Raw genomic sequence first — 15,042 nt, 5'->3', positions numbered from 1 at the left:
ACTTTAATGGGTGGCTTCTTGCCCATGGACAGGGGCTGCAGTGTTTTTTTTGTGCTGATAGCAAGTAGAAAGCGTGATGGCGGAGATCCCGGTAAATACCAGAGCAACCACGCCCATAATCAGATAGGTATGCTCAAAACCAATTTTTTGGTAGGCATAGCCGGCAGGCGGTGCCACGACAATAGAACCGACGTAAATCATGGCCTGATAGCCCAGCAGGTACATCGTGGCGTTAACGCGTTTGTCGAAATGTTCGGCAATGTATTTGAAGACCGACACCAGAATCAGGGCGATTTCAATCCCATACAAAGGCTTCACCAGGCAGATGATCAGCGGATCGTTAGTTAATCCGGAAATAATCAAACGCAGACTGATCACAAGACCGGTCAGGATCATCCCCTGCTTAGCGCCTATGCGGTTAATAATGGCAGGCACCAGCATCATGCCGAAAAACTCTGCGGCTGACTGCGCGGTACTCATGTAGCCAAACATGGCGTTGCCTTCTTCTTTAGTGCTAAAGAAGGTGACGAAATAGCGAGAGAACTGCTGTTCGGCAATAAACATCATCCATGCCACTCCCGCGATATACAGCGCAAAGGTCCAGAATTTCTTATTGCGCAGCAACTCGAACACATCGCCAATGACAATCTTCTCTTTCGACAGGACGTCATTCTCTTCCTGGCCAAAGTGATCAACTTTCAGCGTCAGCAGAACCGCAAACATGCACAGCGCGGAAACGCTACTGATTACAAAGTTGATTTTGGGCGAAATATTGTAGAGATACCCAGAGAATGAAGACGCCGTTGCCCATCCCAGCGCGGCCCACATGCGGATCCGGCCAAACTCCATCGCGTACAAACGGCTGAAACGGTCAACATAGGACTCTTCCGCCGCCACCCCCGCATACCAGCCGAGGCTGAAAAAAAGCGCACCGACGATCATCCCGCTGATAAAATGCGTTTGTAATAGCGGCAGGTAACACCAGATGAAAAATGGCGCCATCAGGGCCGAAACGAGGCAGACAAAATAGAGCAGATGTTTTTTCATGCCCATTTTGTCCATGATGTAACCGTAAACAGGTTTGATAACTACCGCAAAAACGCCGTTCACGGCAAATACCGTGCCGATCTCCACACCATCCAACCCGGCTTTATCTCCCAGCCAGATAGCGTACAGGCCAAAACTGGCCGCCCAGGTAAAGGTAAACAGAAATACAAACAGACTCAGTTTGATGTAAGCCGAGCGCGTCGACTGAACAGGGTTAGTCATTATTTTTCTCCGCACATGCGTCAGTTATATGATTTCCAGCGTTTTCACACCCAGCGTTAGCACCTGATTCTCACGGTCGAACGCCATTGCTGCCGCAGGTGACAGCGAGGAAAACGATGTGGCGTTGACGGCGCAGGCCAGCCAGTGCGTGCCCGGCGTAAGCGTGCTACGAAGACAGGGGATCTCCCCCGGTGATGCATACAGAATGTTGCTGTTGGGTGGCGTTGTGACGATCTCCGGTTGACGCTCTGCCAACAGATCGGTTATCTGGCATACGCCGGAGCTGGCACGAAGCGTGACCCCGTGCGGTGCAGTTTTGGTATCGATGAGTTGATGCCGGTTAAGCGCGAATCCCCCCTCGACACAGTCAAGCTGGCGCGCAGTTTCAACGCGATGAATGCGAATATGTCCTTGCTGAAACGGGATTAGCCAGGTCGTGACGACGACGTTTGACCACGGGTGCCAACGGCTTCGGATTAACGCATCCGTCATTTCAACAGCGTCGCACTCACGACGTCCACGCCAGTAGTTATCCTGTTCGCTGAACACCAGCATCGAATCACAGGCAGCATGGTTCAGACCATAATGACCGCGCTCCAGGGTAAAACCGAAGTGGCTGGAGTAAGCAAATTTGCCGTATTTGGCATCGAAATTGACAAAGTTATTGCGGTCGTACTGCCCGGACATCAGCATCCAGGCGTGTCGGTTTGCATCATCATGAACGATAAATTGTCCGGCTTCCTTTATCGGATGAATCGGCTCAGGTTCAGGCAACGGGGCTGACTCGGCTTGCCAGAATGCGCTCTGTTCCGGCAGCGCCAGAATCAGCAACGCCTTACATGCCCACCAGGGTGAGCATGGGCTGTTGTAGTCTTCGGTCATCACCAGATTCGGGTAGGTATATCCCAGCGTGAATAAACCATCCGGGCCAATGAAAGGCTGCGCTAACCACCAGTCGAGGTGGCGTAAAATCACGCCTTTGACGATAGGGATCGTAAAGACATCCAATCCTGTCCAGACGACGGCGCTCCAGAACGCAACCTGAACAAAACGGTAAGTCAGGCTGCGGCCAAACGGAATTGCATCCCCGTCACAGGTAAAGTAATAGATGTAATCTCTGGCAAACTGACGCGCGCGCTGGCGATAGCGCAGGCAACGTTCAGGATCAGCGTCCTGCATAAGATGGCTGTACAGCAAACTGTAAAAATGAAACCCGCTGGAGATATAGTAATCGCGCGGTTTACCTGCACCGTCGGAATACCAGCCGTTACCAAGCCAGAATGGCTCAATCGCGTTCAGATGCTTATCAATGACCATCATGTCATAGTGGCGTCCGACACATTTAAGACCGACCTGCACCAATACCGGGAAGAAGTGCCAGTTATTATCCGGGATTTGGATATCAGCACTTTGTCGTAACCAGCGCTCCAGATTATCCTGCTCATCGGCGGTTAACGCATCCCATAATCCGGTATTCGGCAGCGCCAGCGCTACGCCAAAGGCAGCCATTTCCACGCAGCGCTGATCGTTATCGACCAGATTACCCCAATAGTTTGGATGTTCGGGGTCACAGCCATGGCGAATACCGCGAATAAAAGCCTCACGATACTCACCCGCGTCTCCTGCGCTTAACAGCGGTGAAAGGATCCATAACAGACGTGCAAACCCCTCCATACCGGCGATGTCCATTGGATATTGTGCGGACGTTTCGCCCACGTCCAAACGCGTGTTATCGCATGAGAGATGAGGAATGGCTGATGCCAACCATTGCCGCGCCTTTTCTGCATACTCTTGCCTTGCTCGCATAATGAAACCTCGTTTCATTTGATGAAGTATTGGGCGCATAATAAGGATTTGAGCTGACATACAAATGTGATAATCGTCGTATTTCCACACAACGCTGGTGATGAAGTACAACATTCATCTGCATTTTGCGGAGAAAATTCGATTACAGTGATAAAAACTTAAGTATGTTCACATGAACAGGCGAGACATAAATGCAGCGGACGGAAGACAGTAGTTATCTTGAGCATATAAACCTCAACGACAAGTCGATTTACTTTAATCGTATGAAGGATATGCCAGCCAACTACTATCACTGGCACCAGTGTGTGGAGATATTGTCGGTTTCTCAGGGAGTAGGCATCGCGCTTATGGAGCACCAACAGTACACCGTCAAACCCGGGCGTATTTTTATTTTCCCGCCGGGAAAGTTGCATAAAGTGTTTGTCGAACAGGATGCACGTAATATTTATCACCGCACAACGCTGCACTTTAATGCTCCACAAATTGAGCAGTACCTGCGGGATTTTCCTCGGCAGCAAATGCTACTGCGTCAGCTGTGCGCCAGGGGAGAGAAAGCACGGGTGTTTGACGTCGGTGACGTTCAACCGGTGATTGAAACGTTGCTGAGCCGTTTTGAAGAACAGCTCAAAAGTCAGACCTTCAGCATCAGCGACAGCGCATTTCTGGTGATGCAGCTCATTAGCCTGCTGCCACATCAGGCGCAGGCCACGGGACAAAATACATTTTCGGTCAGCATTATCCGCTGGATCGAAACACACTTTCACCAGCGCTGCTCGCTGGAAGATATCGCCAGCGAGATGGGGTGCTCGCGGGGCCATGCCTCCCGCCGTTTTCACGAAGAAACCGGCGGTACGATTCAGGAATACCTGATGATGCGCCGCATTCGTCAGGCCTGCGAACTGCTGTTACATACCAATAGCTCGGTACGCGATATTGCTGCTCAGGTTGGTTTCTCCGAATACGCCTGGTTTATTACCTGTTTTCGCAAAAACATGGGTAAAACCCCGCTGCAATATCGCAAAACGTATGCTTCGGTATAGATCTACTTCTGACATCCCGGACACCAGTAAAAAGGGCGCGAAGAGAGCGTCGTTTTTTCGATGATTCCACCACAGCGCTCGCAGGCTTCACCGTCCCGGTGAAAGACCTTAAAGCGAAACAACGCGCCATGGTGTTTGTTCTCATCCACCAGCCCACGGGTATTATAGGACAGACGAGGAATATCAAGCAGCGCACGCGCCAGCGCATCCAACTGTTTGTCACTAAGCTGAGACGCTTTATGCTGCCCGGTCAACCCTACCTGCCAAAGGATCTCTACCCGCAGGTAGTTACCTAATCCCGCCAGAAACGCCTGGTCCAGTAGCAGGCCAGAAAACTGGCGATTACGAAAACGCGGAGATAACAGACGCGCTTTAACCTCATCGGGCGTTAAACGTAAATCCAGCACATCCGGCCCAACTCGTTGCAGGAACGGATGGGTGGTAAGCTGCTCTGGCGTCAGCATTTCGATATCAGACGCGCTATAGAGCAGGATGGTTTTATCGGCTGTTTGCAGCCTGACACGCAGAACCCGCGAAGTCTGCGGAATATTGCCGGTATCCACGACTCGCCACACGCCGTAGAGCTGGTTGTGACTGTACAGCGTCAGACCATTAGAAAAATGAGTCAGCAATGCTTTCCCTCGCGTTTCAAGCTGAGTAACACTCTGCCCAATTAGTTGAGATTGATACGGTTTTAACTGCTCAAAGGCAAACCAGACATCCGTCAGGGGTTTGCCTTTGACTGCCGCCTCCAGGTTATCCGCCGCGCGGCGGATCTCCGGGCCTTCAGGCATAATACTGTCCTTTGTTAATGTGTTGCGCCGCCCGTCACTGTGATATCGCTTTCCACCTGCAAGGCGGTGGCAATGGCGACTTCCAGCGCCCGGCGAACGGTTTCAGCCGCCATACTTGGCGCTCCGGGATGCTGTGCAGCTTGTTGCGGCAGATAAGGGATATGAATAAAACCGCCCTTCACCGCCGGCACGTCGCGTAATTTATGCAGCAGACCATACATTACGTGGTTACACACAAAGGTACCTGCGGTCTGGGAAACCGAGGCCGGAATTCCCGCGTTGCGCATAGCCACAACCATCGCTTTGATCGGCAACGTACTAAACCATGCCGCAGGACCATCGACGACAATCGGCACATCTACCGGCTGTTGTCCCTGGTTATCCGCAATACGTGCATCATCAACGTTGATCGCCACGCGCTCCACGGTGATATCCGAGCGCCCGCCCGCCTGCCCCACAGCCAGCACCAACGATGGCGACAGCGCATCAATCGCGCCATTGAGTACGGCAAGAGATTCGCCAAAGACGCACGGCAGCTGGCGGGCAACGACGCGGCATCCACCGATAATAGCATTGTCGAGTCCCGAGACCACTTCCCAGGAAGGGTTAACTGACTCGCCGCCAAAGGGTTCAAATCCCGTGATGAGTACTGTTTTCATCCTGTCACCTTACAAGAACATCAGGAAATACATCAGGAACACGTTGACCAACAGCAGCAGTATGCCGGTTGGCACCTGCGCTTTAATCACCGCGTTTTTATCCGGCAGCTCCAGCAGCGCAGCAGGGACAATGTTAAAGTTCGCCGCCATCGGCGTCATCAGTGTCCCGCAATAGCCGGAGAACATACCAATCGCCGCCATTACCGCTGGATTGCCGCCGTGTTGCAGTACGAGGATCGGAATACCAATCCCAGCGGTCACGATCGGGAAAGCAGCAAATGCATTGCCCATCACCATGGTCAGCAATGCCATGCCGATGGTGTACACCGCCACCGCGATAAAGCGACTGTCTACCGCCAGATATTCCTGCGTCAGATATGAAATGCCGCTGCCTACGCCAGCCGCCGTAAACAACAGCCCGAGCGTGGCGAGGATTTGCGGCAGGATGAACGCCCAGCCGATGGAATCCAGCAGACGGCGCGCCTCCTGAATCGGCTGATGCACCCGCTCATGGGTCATTTTTATCGCCATCGCCAGACCAATCAACGAGCCCGCTGTCATGGAAAAAAGCGTCACCAGCGTGGCGTGATTACCCGGCCCAAACAGCGCATCCTGTAAGCCCGGAATATGGTTGAACATCAGCACGCCGATCACCGTTACTACCGGAATCGCCAGCGCCGGGAAAAACAGGCGGTTGCCCAGGCGACTGGCGCTTTCTTCTCGCTGTTGCGGCGTCCGTTGATGGTAGCTTCCCAGCTTCACGCCGCCAAAACCGGCGATCAGGGCCAGAATGACCACCGCAACACCAACGGCAATATGCACCGCGCGTTTGTCGCCAAACAGCGAGTATGTCCAGTCGCCAAGCAAAAACAATACACCGTATATGCCCCAAAACAGGCCTGTAGTGAAGCGGCGAGGGTTCGCCTTGTCCTGCCACGACATCAGCGCCACAATCAGTAATACCGCTCCCGCCAGCCAATAGAGATAGCTTTGTTGAAAATTCATTTCGCTTCTCCTTTCGCTGCGGCATTCGCTTTCGCCACCTCACGTTGCAAATAGCTATCCAGACGCCACAGACGCGTGCCGTGGATCAGAAAGGCACAAATTGCCGTTGGGATCCCCCACAAGGCGATATGCAACGGTTCGGTCTGGATCCCACCAGACTCCAGCATAAAGTTGTGCATGAATATGATGGCACCGAAGGCAACAAAGATATCTTCCCCGAAAAACAGCCCAACGTTATCGGTCGCAGCTGACATTGCGCGCAGGCGATAGCGTACCGCGCCCGGTATCTCACCATGATTTTTTTCAGCAGCCCCTTCCGCCATCGGCGCCAGCAGCGGACGCACCATCTGTGGATGCCCCCCCAAACTGGTCAGTCCTAACGCGGCGGTCGCTTCGCGTATGAACAGGTAGACAATAAGCAGACGGCCACTGGTGGCGCTGCGGATTTTTGCAATCCACGCCTGAGCGCGCTCTTTGAGTCCGTGACGTTCCAGCAGGCCAATAACCGCCAGCGGGATCAGCAGGATAAACGGCAGGTTGCGGGTGTTAAGAAAACCTTCACCCAGTTTCTCAAGGATGGTGGCTACCGGCATATGCGCCGCCAGTCCCGTGACGATCCCGGCAATAATGACCACCAATACCGGGTTAAAACGTAAAAGAAATCCGACCACAATGACGGCGATACCCGTCAATGGCCAGAGAGAAATAGCCTCTCCCATAATTAAATCCCTTATGTTGTTGTGTAATATATTATTGTTTTATATAAAAATTTATGCGCTAATTTGAATATTGCATGCATTAAAGGCGCTACGCAAGCGACGGGCAAAAGCGAGTGCGTGCTCGCCATCCCCATGAATGCATACCGTCTGGGCCGTCACGCTCGCCCATGTTCCACTCTGGCTTTTTACTCTGCCGGATTGCACCATTTCTAACGTTTGCGCCAGCGCCTGCTCTTCATCCTCAATCAGTGCTCCCGGCTGGTTACGCGGCACCAGACTGCCATCGGCCTGATAACCCCGATCGGCAAAAACTTCCTGACGCGTTACCAGGCCATAGTGTTCTGCGGCACGAATCAGTTCGCTTCCTGCCAGTCCTACCAGAACCAGCGATGGATCGCAGGCATGAACCGCTTTCGCAATCGCATCAGCCAACTGAGGATCTTTCGCCGCCTGGTTATAAAGCATACCGTGCGGTTTGACATGACGCATTACGCCGCCCTCCGCCTGCGTGATGGCAGCCAGCGCGCCAATTTGATACAGCGTCTGCGCATACACCGTTTGTGCGGGCAGGGTCATGGCGCTACGGCCAAAATTTTCCCGATCCGGAAAGCTCGGATGCGCGCCTATCGCCACGCCATTTTTTAGCGCCTCGCGCACGCTTAAGAGCATGGTTTGCGCATCTCCGGCGTGAAACCCACAGGCAACATTGGCTGAAGACACCAGTTGCAGCAGCGCCGCATCGTTAGCGCATCCCTCACCGAGGTCCGCGTTGAGATCAATTTTCATTGTTAAGTCGCCATGTTAATTGTTCCAGGTAACGCTGCCGTTCCTGTCGCGCCTTAAGCGCTTCCTCCAGCGAACACTGCACAAAATGAATCGGCTGGCCGAGCGGGATCTGCGCCAGATGATACATATCCGCCTCAATGATACAGGCGATGCGCGGATAGCCGCCCGTCGTCTGAGCATCATTCATCAGCACGATCGGCTGACCATTGTGCGGAACCTGTACCACGCCGGGGAGCAAACCATGTGACAGCAGTTCGCGATCGGTCATGCGCGTCAGCGGCTGCCCCTGCAGGCGGTACCCCATACGGTTACTTTGTGGGCTAAGCTGCCACGGCGAGCGCCAGAAAGAAGCCTGTGATACCTCGTCAAACTCCTGATATTCAGGTCCGGGAAGCGCACGAATATGGTTGCCCCACATGAGCTGTTTTACACCCTGCGGTCCGCTGAATTGCCGGGTAGATACGCCAATTGCCAGCCGATCGCCATCGCGCAGCAAACGCCCTTCCAGCCCGCCAATGCCAACTTTAAGATCGGTACTGCGCGAGCCCATGACTTCGGGGACATCAAAGCCGCCCGCAACCGCCAGGTAGCTGCGCATACCGTGATGCGGCCGTTTTAGCGTCAGGCGCTGGCCGGCTTTCATCGGTAGCCGCCATCCGCTCCACACGGGAGTATGATCCAGATGCGCTTCGCATCCCGCACCGGTCAGGGCAAACCAGCCATCGGTTTCAAATTCCACCACCAGTTGCCCCAGCGTAATTTCCAGCGCTGCAGCATTCGCATCATTACCCACCAGCAGGTTAGCGACGTTCAGCGCCGGTTTATCCAGTGCGCCACAGTGACTGATTCCGGATTGACGAAAACTATGGCGTCCCCCGTCCTGTACTGAGGTATACATGCCCGCGCGAATAATGTTTAACATATCCCCTCCTTCTGCGGGACAAAACGCACGGTATCGCCAGCCCGTAACAGAATTGGTTCCTCTCGTTTTGGATCAAATAACGCAACGGGGGTACGACCAATCAGTTGCCATCCGCCTGGCGTGGAAAGCGGATAAACGCCCGTTTGGGATCCGCCAATACCCACTGAACCTGCCGGAACAATCAGGCGAGGTTCCGCACGCCTTGGGGTATGGAGTTGTTCAGGTAAGCTCCCAAGATAGGGAAATCCCGGCTGAAAGCCGATAAACCACACCACGTAATCAACCGATGCATGAAGTTCCACAACCTGCTTGTCGCTTAATCCGCTGTGCCGGGCGACCTCAGCCAGATCGGGGCCAAACTCACCGCCATAGGTCACGGGAATTTCTATAAAGCGCGAATCCGGTTCCAACGCCTCACTCTCTTCCCACCAGCGCTGCAGGCGTTCAATCGCATCCAGCGCCAGCGTTTGCGGGTCGCGCAAGGTCACCGTGATATTGTTCATGCCCGGAATAGCTTCAAGCACATTCGGGGCATCAACCAGACGCTGGGCCAGACGCCAGATGCGTTTCTGAGTCGCCAGCGTAATGGGCGGTTCCAGCTCAAGAACCACCGCCGTTTCACCTAACAGATAACAACGCGCTCGCTGCACTTTCGTCCCTCTTTATTAGGCTGGATTAGGAATATCGATAAATGTTACGTCCAGATCGGTGTTTTCATTCAGCCACTCGCTTAAAGCGCGAATGCCGCCGCGTTCGGTCGCATGGTGACCGGCAGCATAAAAATGCAGCCCCTGCTCGCGGGCTGAGTGAATGGTTTGCTCTGAGACTTCACCGGTGATAAAGGCATCGACGCCAAATCGGGCTGCGCTATCAATAAAACTTTGACCGCCGCCTGTACACCAGGCGACGCGCTGAACTTTCTCCGGCCCGGTATCACCACACCATAACGGTTTACGGCCTAAACGCGCTTCAATCCACGATGCCAGCTCCAGTCCCGGAACCGGCATGGAGAGTTCCCCCCATGGCACCAACGGCTCGATTTCACCCATTACGGTAATCCCTAACAGCGCGGCCAACTGCGCGTTATTCCCCAGTTCCGGGTGGGCATCCAGCGGCAGGTGCCAGCCATACAGGTTGATATCATTTTCCAACAGCGTTTTCAGACGATGCCGCTTCATGCCGCGAATTACCGGAGATTCGCCTTTCCAGAAATAACCGTGATGAACGATGACCGCATCCGCCTCCAGGCGCACTGCCTCGTCCAGCAACGCCTGACTTGCGGTCACGCCGGTCACGATTTTATGCACCGTCTCTTTGCCCTCAACCTGCAAACCATTCGGCGCGTAGTCGCTAATGGCGGCGCTGTTCAGTTTGTCGTTGATCAGTTGTTCCAGTTCGGTGTTTTTCATCATCGTCCTCGTAGTCATAAATTCTGCTTGCTCAAACAGCTACACAGCTTAGGTTAAAATAGCGTCCTCGCCTGCGTTCGTCGATAGCCATTTCACTGACACATCAAGAAACAATCACACCTGCTTTGAACGTGATTTGCTTACCACTACGCGATCTAATTCATGTATATTTATGCAATCAGACAGCATATTGCAAAAATAATCAGATCTGTATCAAAGTTACAACTTTAAGGAAACACACTCGCGCAGCACGTTCAGCCTGTCGTGAGGCATTTACTTCGAGAAAATAATGAATAAACAAGCATCTCAACCACGGGCGATTTATTACGTCGTCGCGCTACAAATTTGGGAATACTTCAGTTTTTACGGTATGCGTGCGCTACTGATCCTGTATCTCACTAACCAGCTTAAGTACGACGATAATCACGCTTATGAACTGTTCAGCGCCTACTGCTCGCTGGTCTACGTCACGCCGATTCTTGGGGGATACCTGGCCGATAAAGTGCTCGGCAACCGGATGGCGGTAATGATAGGCGCATTTTTAATGGCGGTGGGGCATCTGGTATTGGGCGCCAGCGAAATGGCTCCAGCGTTCCTCTATTTGTCTCTGGCGATAATTGTCTGCGGCTATGGTCTGTTTAAATCCAACATCAGTTGCCTGCTGGGCGAATTGTATCAACCTGAAGATCCGCGCCGCGACGGTGGATTCTCTCTGCTCTACGCTGCCGGGAATATTGGTTCAATCATCGCGCCCATTGCCTGCGGCTACGTGCAGGAAGAGTACAGTTGGGCGATGGGTTTTGCGCTGGCCGCGATTGGTATGCTGGCGGGGCTGGTGATTTTCTTATGCGGTAATCGCCATTTCGCCCATACTACCGGTGTCAACAAGGCCGTCCTGTGTGCGAAAAAATATGTGCTGCCAAACTGGGCCTGGCTGTTAGTTCTGCTGGTTGCAGCACCGCTGCTGATTACTGTCCTGTTCTGGAAAGAGTGGTCCGTTTACGCCCTGATCGTTGCCACTGTTATTGGCCTCGCTGTTCTGGCAAAGATTTATCGCCAGGCGCAGACTCAGAAGCAGCGCAAAGAGCTGGGGCTTATCGTCACACTGACCTTCTTCAGCTTGTTGTTCTGGGCCTTTGCTCAACAGGGCGGAAGCTCGATCAGCCTGTATATCGACCGCTTCGTTAACCGCGATATTCTGGGGTATTCCGTCCCTACTGCGATGTTCCAGTCGGTTAACGCTTTTGCCGTGATGCTCTGCGGTATCGTGCTGGCCTGGGTGCTCAAAGAAAGCGTTGGCGGCAATCGTACCGTACGAATCTGGGGTAAATTTGCTCTCGGGCTCGGTTTAATGAGCGCAGGCTTCTGTATTCTGACCTTGAGCGCTCGCTGGTCCGCGGCTTACGGCCACTCTTCCATGCCGTTGATGGTACTGGGACTGGCGGTCATGGGCTTTGCCGAACTGTTTATTGACCCGGTGGCAATGTCGCAAATTACGCGTATTGAGATCCCTGGTGTAACCGGCGTGTTAACCGGCATTTATATGCTGCTTTCCGGCGCCATCGCCAACTACCTGGCAGGCGTTATCGCCGATCAGACCTCGCAAGGTTCGTTTGACGCTGCGGGCGCTATCAACTACTCCATCAATGCATACATTGATGTCTTTAGCGAAATTACCTGGGGCGCACTGGCCTGCGTGGTGCTGGTGCTGCTGATTTGGCTGTACCAGTCGCTGAAATTCAGAAACCGTGCGTTAGCGGTAGAGTCCTGAGTGTACAGGCCCGATGATGTGATAAGATTCGGGCCTGTTTTTTCAGGTAATTATGCATGAATGGCTGCGAGTTCCTCTTCAGTAAGACCTGTAACCAGTAGCACCATTTCGCGATCTATTTTCTGCTCCAACATTGTTTGCGCTATACGTAATGCGGCTTCTTGTTTACCCTGCTGTAATCCCTGCTGTAATCCCTGCTGTAACCCTTCCTGTAATCCATCTAACCGTAACCGCTCTGCAATAGTCATCAGCCTCTCCTTATGTTGGGGGATCCGTTGCGCTATCTCCTGCATAAATTCATTAAAACGAGATTCGTCGCCAGATTGTAGGATGTAATTAAACATCGCCTGTAATTGCGTGTCATTAGCGCATCCAGTAAGGAGCAGCGTGGCCAGTTGCTCTACCAGCCCCAGCAAATTCCGCTGACGGATATGTTTTTGCATTAATTCCAGCAGCGCCATTCGTCTGTGAGCCATGATCTCATCATCGGGTACCACCGTTATGTCTACCAACGGAAATGCGCTGGAATAAAGCTGTCTTGCCGCCACGGGGTCGGCAAAGGCATCCAGCCAGCACAATGAGTGCGGATAGGGGCTTCGGCAGCCATGATAAAAGAGCATCGGTATCACTAGTGGCAGTTCCTTATGCCCTGCGTCCAGATGGCGCTGCATCGCCGCCATCGCATAACGCAACAGACGAAAAGCCATATGCGGCTCGGCTGAACTTTGATGCTCTATCACCACATAGACATAACCGTCACCGTTGCGTGTGTGCAAAGACCAGAGCACGTCGGAGTAGCGCGAACGTAAATCCGCTTCAATAAAACTTTCTGACTCCAGCTTCAGCGAATTCAAATCGCAAAGCGTCCGCAGTTCAGCTGGCAGGTGAATGTCGAGAAAATCCCGCGCGGTTTCGGGGTGATGTAAAAACGTTTTAAACACCGCATCGTGCGGTGTGGAGGTTGTTGGCATTGTCATCAAGTTCCATCACCTGAATGAAGATGACGGAACTTTACTGCCAGATAAAAGCATCTGCATCAGGGCATTAACAACCTTGCGCGCACGCTTCAGCGCTAAAAGCCCCAGACCGCAACACTTTCATTCTGCTGGAAGGCATTACGCAAAATCCACCATGCCTTTACTCTTTACGCGCCGTCTCATATGCCGCCAGCGTCGCCAGTCTGGCTTGTTTATGATCGACAATCTGACGAGGATAGTTAAGCGTCACCTGCGTTTTTTCAGCCCACGTCCACGGGTCATGAATAGCTTTACCCGGCACGTCGCGCAGTTCCGGCAGCCACTGGCGGATAAACTCACCGTCACGATCAAATTTTTCGCCCTGAGTTGTGGGGTTAAAGATACGGAAATACGGCGCAGCGTCGGTTCCGGTTGAGGCAGCCCACTGCCAGCCGCCGTTATTGGCCGCCAGGTCGCCATCTATCAGTTGCGACATAAAATACTGTTCGCCTTTACGCCAGTCGATCAGCAGGTCTTTCACCAAAAAACTGGCCGCAATCATGCGTAAACGATTATGCATCCAGCCCGTGGCGTTGAGCTGGCGCATCGCCGCATCCACAATCGGATACCCCGTTTTTCCCGTTTGCCAGGCCTGCAAATGCGCAGGGTTATTTTGCCATTGCACGCGTTCGGTCCAGCGGATAAAGGGTTGATGCCGACACAGCGCCGGATGGTAAGTCATCAGATGACGATAAAATTCACGCCAGATAAGCTCGTTCAGCCAGACGCTGCCAGCCCCGCCCTCAAGCGCCTGAGGTTGCTCTGTAAGCAGTCGATTCAGACACTGGCGCGGCGACAATCCTCCCGTCGCCAGGCTCGCAGATAATCGACTGGTGCCCTCAACCGCCGGGAAATCACGCAACTGCTCATATTCTCCCGCAGCCTGCAGGCAAAACTGGCGTAATTGCGCGATAGCCAATTTTTCTTCCGCCGCAAACAGCTGCGCATCAAAATCTTGCTGCGGGTAGCCCAGTGTTATAGGTGTTAACGGAGCATCAAGAGCGCCTTTTTCTCTCACCGTCGGCGCGCTAACGCATTCTGGAACACCGTCTTTAATCCGCTTCAGCCAGGCATTTTTAAACGGCGTAAAAACTTTATACATCTCGTGATTGCCGGTCATGACCGCCCCCGGAGGCAGGATCACGCTGTCGTCAAACCCTTCACACACCGCATGAGGTAATGACTTCTCGACGGCAGCATCACGCTGGCGTTCGTTAATTTCGTACTGATAGTTATAAAATAATCGGCTAACGCCATGCTCTGCGCAGACGTTTTTGACGATTTCCACGCTGCCCGCAAAATCGGCGACTTCATGAAACAAAAGCGGAATGCCTTTTTCTGCCAGCGCCGTTTGCAACGCATTTAGCTGGGCGCTGATAAATGCCGCCTGACGTGGGGCCATTTCGTGTGCCTTCCACTGTTCAGGCGTCGAGATATATAGCGCCAAAACCTGTGCAGAACGATCCCGACAAGCCGCCGCCAGCGCGAGGTTGTCATGCAGACGTAAATCACGTCGAAACCAGACCAGATGCGTGGTCATAATACTCCTGAAGAAAAAGACTTAACGCCCGTAGCGCAGACCCATTACCTCTGGCCAGGGATTGAAATAGCGCAGTCCTGAAAGATAAGCACCCGGCTATTGCGCCATATAGTGTTTGAGTAATGTTAATGGTGCAAGCAGCGGTTGGACCACAGTTACTGTCGCAGACTGAAAGTCACTCCTCTTGTCGGGGGGGTATCTGTCACCCTCTCCCCATTTCAGGCAATGCAGGTTCAAAATCACCCCACGACAAACAATCCCTGATGCCAACAGGGATTGTCTCGCTCATGACAACCCTTCTCTCAT

Annotated in this window: 14 protein-coding genes; 2 read left to right on the top strand and 12 right to left on the bottom strand. The window is 53.1% G+C overall.

The genetic code is table 11. The features are described from left to right. Nucleotides 1-3: 3 nt before the first annotated feature. A complete protein-coding gene (locus LA337_06510; GenBank protein ID UBI17342.1) occupies nt 4-1,269 on the bottom strand; it encodes an oligosaccharide MFS transporter in 1,266 nt (421 codons plus the stop codon). Between the two features lie 24 nt (nt 1,270-1,293). After that, nucleotides 1,294-3,075, bottom strand: coding sequence for a DUF2264 domain-containing protein (locus LA337_06505; GenBank protein UBI17341.1), 1,782 nt, complete (start codon nt 3,073-3,075; stop codon nt 1,294-1,296). Nucleotides 3,076-3,266: 191 nt separating this feature from the next. Between LA337_06505 and LA337_06500 the strand changes: the two genes are divergently transcribed. Beyond that, nucleotides 3,267-4,115, top strand: a complete 849-nt coding sequence (locus LA337_06500) for an AraC family transcriptional regulator (GenBank protein UBI17340.1) — start codon at nt 3,267-3,269, stop codon at nt 4,113-4,115. Nucleotides 4,116-4,117: 2 nt separating this feature from the next. Here LA337_06500 and nei read toward each other — a convergent pair whose 3' ends face one another. The 8 genes from nei to ybgI are packed head-to-tail and all read right to left on the bottom strand — an operon-like array spanning nt 4,118 to nt 10,409. Continuing rightward, nucleotides 4,118-4,909 carry an endonuclease VIII gene (gene nei, locus LA337_06495; protein ID UBI17339.1) on the bottom strand — a complete coding sequence of 264 codons (792 nt, stop codon included), beginning with the start codon at nt 4,907-4,909 and terminating at the stop codon, nt 4,118-4,120. 14 nt (nt 4,910-4,923) lie between these two features. Then, complete coding sequence (gene pcp / locus LA337_06490; GenBank protein UBI17338.1) at nt 4,924-5,568, bottom strand: pyroglutamyl-peptidase I; 645 nt, start codon at nt 5,566-5,568, stop codon at nt 4,924-4,926. A gap of 9 nt (nt 5,569-5,577) precedes the next feature. Next, nucleotides 5,578-6,573 (bottom strand): DUF979 domain-containing protein, encoded by a 996-nt coding sequence (locus LA337_06485; protein UBI17337.1) that lies wholly within the window; start codon nt 6,571-6,573, stop codon nt 5,578-5,580. Further along, nucleotides 6,570-7,292, bottom strand: coding sequence for a DUF969 domain-containing protein (locus tag LA337_06480; protein UBI17336.1), 723 nt, complete (start codon nt 7,290-7,292; stop codon nt 6,570-6,572). Before LA337_06480 ends, LA337_06485 begins: the two co-directional genes overlap by 4 nt. 51 nt (nt 7,293-7,343) lie before the next feature. Beyond that, entirely contained in the window at nt 7,344-8,078 is a 735-nt protein-coding gene (gene pxpA / locus LA337_06475) for a 5-oxoprolinase subunit PxpA (GenBank protein ID UBI17335.1), read from the bottom strand. Then, the gene (locus LA337_06470) at nt 8,068-9,000 is read right to left on the bottom strand and encodes a biotin-dependent carboxyltransferase family protein (GenBank protein UBI17334.1); all 933 of its coding nucleotides are present in this window, start codon (nt 8,998-9,000) and stop codon (nt 8,068-8,070) included. Before LA337_06470 ends, pxpA begins: the two co-directional genes overlap by 11 nt. Next, nucleotides 8,994-9,650, bottom strand: a complete 657-nt coding sequence (gene pxpB, locus LA337_06465; protein ID UBI17333.1) for a 5-oxoprolinase subunit PxpB — start codon at nt 9,648-9,650, stop codon at nt 8,994-8,996. Before pxpB ends, LA337_06470 begins: the two co-directional genes overlap by 7 nt. Nucleotides 9,651-9,665: 15 nt before the next feature. Beyond that, the gene (gene ybgI, locus LA337_06460) at nt 9,666-10,409 is read right to left on the bottom strand and encodes a radiation resistance protein YbgI (GenBank protein ID UBI18412.1); all 744 of its coding nucleotides are present in this window, start codon (nt 10,407-10,409) and stop codon (nt 9,666-9,668) included. 289 nt (nt 10,410-10,698) lie between these two features. On the opposite strand from ybgI, the gene dtpD reads away from it, so the two are divergent. Then, a complete protein-coding gene (dtpD, locus tag LA337_06455) occupies nt 10,699-12,180 on the top strand; it encodes a dipeptide permease DtpD (GenBank protein UBI17332.1) in 1,482 nt (493 codons plus the stop codon). Between the two features lie 50 nt (nt 12,181-12,230). On the opposite strand, the gene LA337_06450 is transcribed toward dtpD, so the two are convergent. Beyond that, complete coding sequence (locus tag LA337_06450) at nt 12,231-13,157, bottom strand: Rpn family recombination-promoting nuclease/putative transposase (GenBank protein UBI17331.1); 927 nt, start codon at nt 13,155-13,157, stop codon at nt 12,231-12,233. A 160-nt stretch (nt 13,158-13,317) separates the two neighbouring features. Continuing rightward, nucleotides 13,318-14,736, bottom strand: coding sequence for a deoxyribodipyrimidine photo-lyase (gene phrB, locus LA337_06445; GenBank protein UBI17330.1), 1,419 nt, complete (start codon nt 14,734-14,736; stop codon nt 13,318-13,320). Between the last annotated feature and the right edge of the window lie 306 nt (nt 14,737-15,042).

Source organism: Citrobacter europaeus (genome assembly GCA_020099315.1).
GTDB classification, from domain to species: domain Bacteria; phylum Pseudomonadota; class Gammaproteobacteria; order Enterobacterales; family Enterobacteriaceae; genus Citrobacter; species Citrobacter europaeus.
Note: the sequence above shows the minus strand (reverse complement) of the source record. Positions and strands in the feature narration are given on the sequence as shown.

What these genes read in the sequence shown, in the direction of transcription:
- LA337_06480 (UBI17336.1), bottom strand. Translation starts at nt 7,292, where the DNA reads ATGGGAGAGGCTATTTCTCTCTGGCCATTGACGGGTATCGCCGTCATT.
- ybgI (UBI18412.1), bottom strand. Translation starts at nt 10,409, where the DNA reads ATGAAAAACACCGAACTGGAACAACTGATCAACGACAAACTGAACAGC.
- dtpD (UBI17332.1), top strand. Translation starts at nt 10,699, where the DNA reads ATGAATAAACAAGCATCTCAACCACGGGCGATTTATTACGTCGTCGCG.
- phrB (UBI17330.1), bottom strand. Translation starts at nt 14,736, where the DNA reads ATGACCACGCATCTGGTCTGGTTTCGACGTGATTTACGTCTGCATGAC.
- LA337_06510 (UBI17342.1), bottom strand. Translation starts at nt 1,269, where the DNA reads ATGACTAACCCTGTTCAGTCGACGCGCTCGGCTTACATCAAACTGAGT.
- LA337_06500 (UBI17340.1), top strand. Translation starts at nt 3,267, where the DNA reads ATGCAGCGGACGGAAGACAGTAGTTATCTTGAGCATATAAACCTCAAC.
- LA337_06505 (UBI17341.1), bottom strand. Translation starts at nt 3,075, where the DNA reads ATGCGAGCAAGGCAAGAGTATGCAGAAAAGGCGCGGCAATGGTTGGCA.
- pxpA (UBI17335.1), bottom strand. Translation starts at nt 8,078, where the DNA reads ATGAAAATTGATCTCAACGCGGACCTCGGTGAGGGATGCGCTAACGAT.
- LA337_06470 (UBI17334.1), bottom strand. Translation starts at nt 9,000, where the DNA reads ATGTTAAACATTATTCGCGCGGGCATGTATACCTCAGTACAGGACGGG.
- LA337_06485 (UBI17337.1), bottom strand. Translation starts at nt 6,573, where the DNA reads ATGAATTTTCAACAAAGCTATCTCTATTGGCTGGCGGGAGCGGTATTA.
- nei (UBI17339.1), bottom strand. Translation starts at nt 4,909, where the DNA reads ATGCCTGAAGGCCCGGAGATCCGCCGCGCGGCGGATAACCTGGAGGCG.
- pcp (UBI17338.1), bottom strand. Translation starts at nt 5,568, where the DNA reads ATGAAAACAGTACTCATCACGGGATTTGAACCCTTTGGCGGCGAGTCA.
- LA337_06450 (UBI17331.1), bottom strand. Translation starts at nt 13,157, where the DNA reads ATGACAATGCCAACAACCTCCACACCGCACGATGCGGTGTTTAAAACG.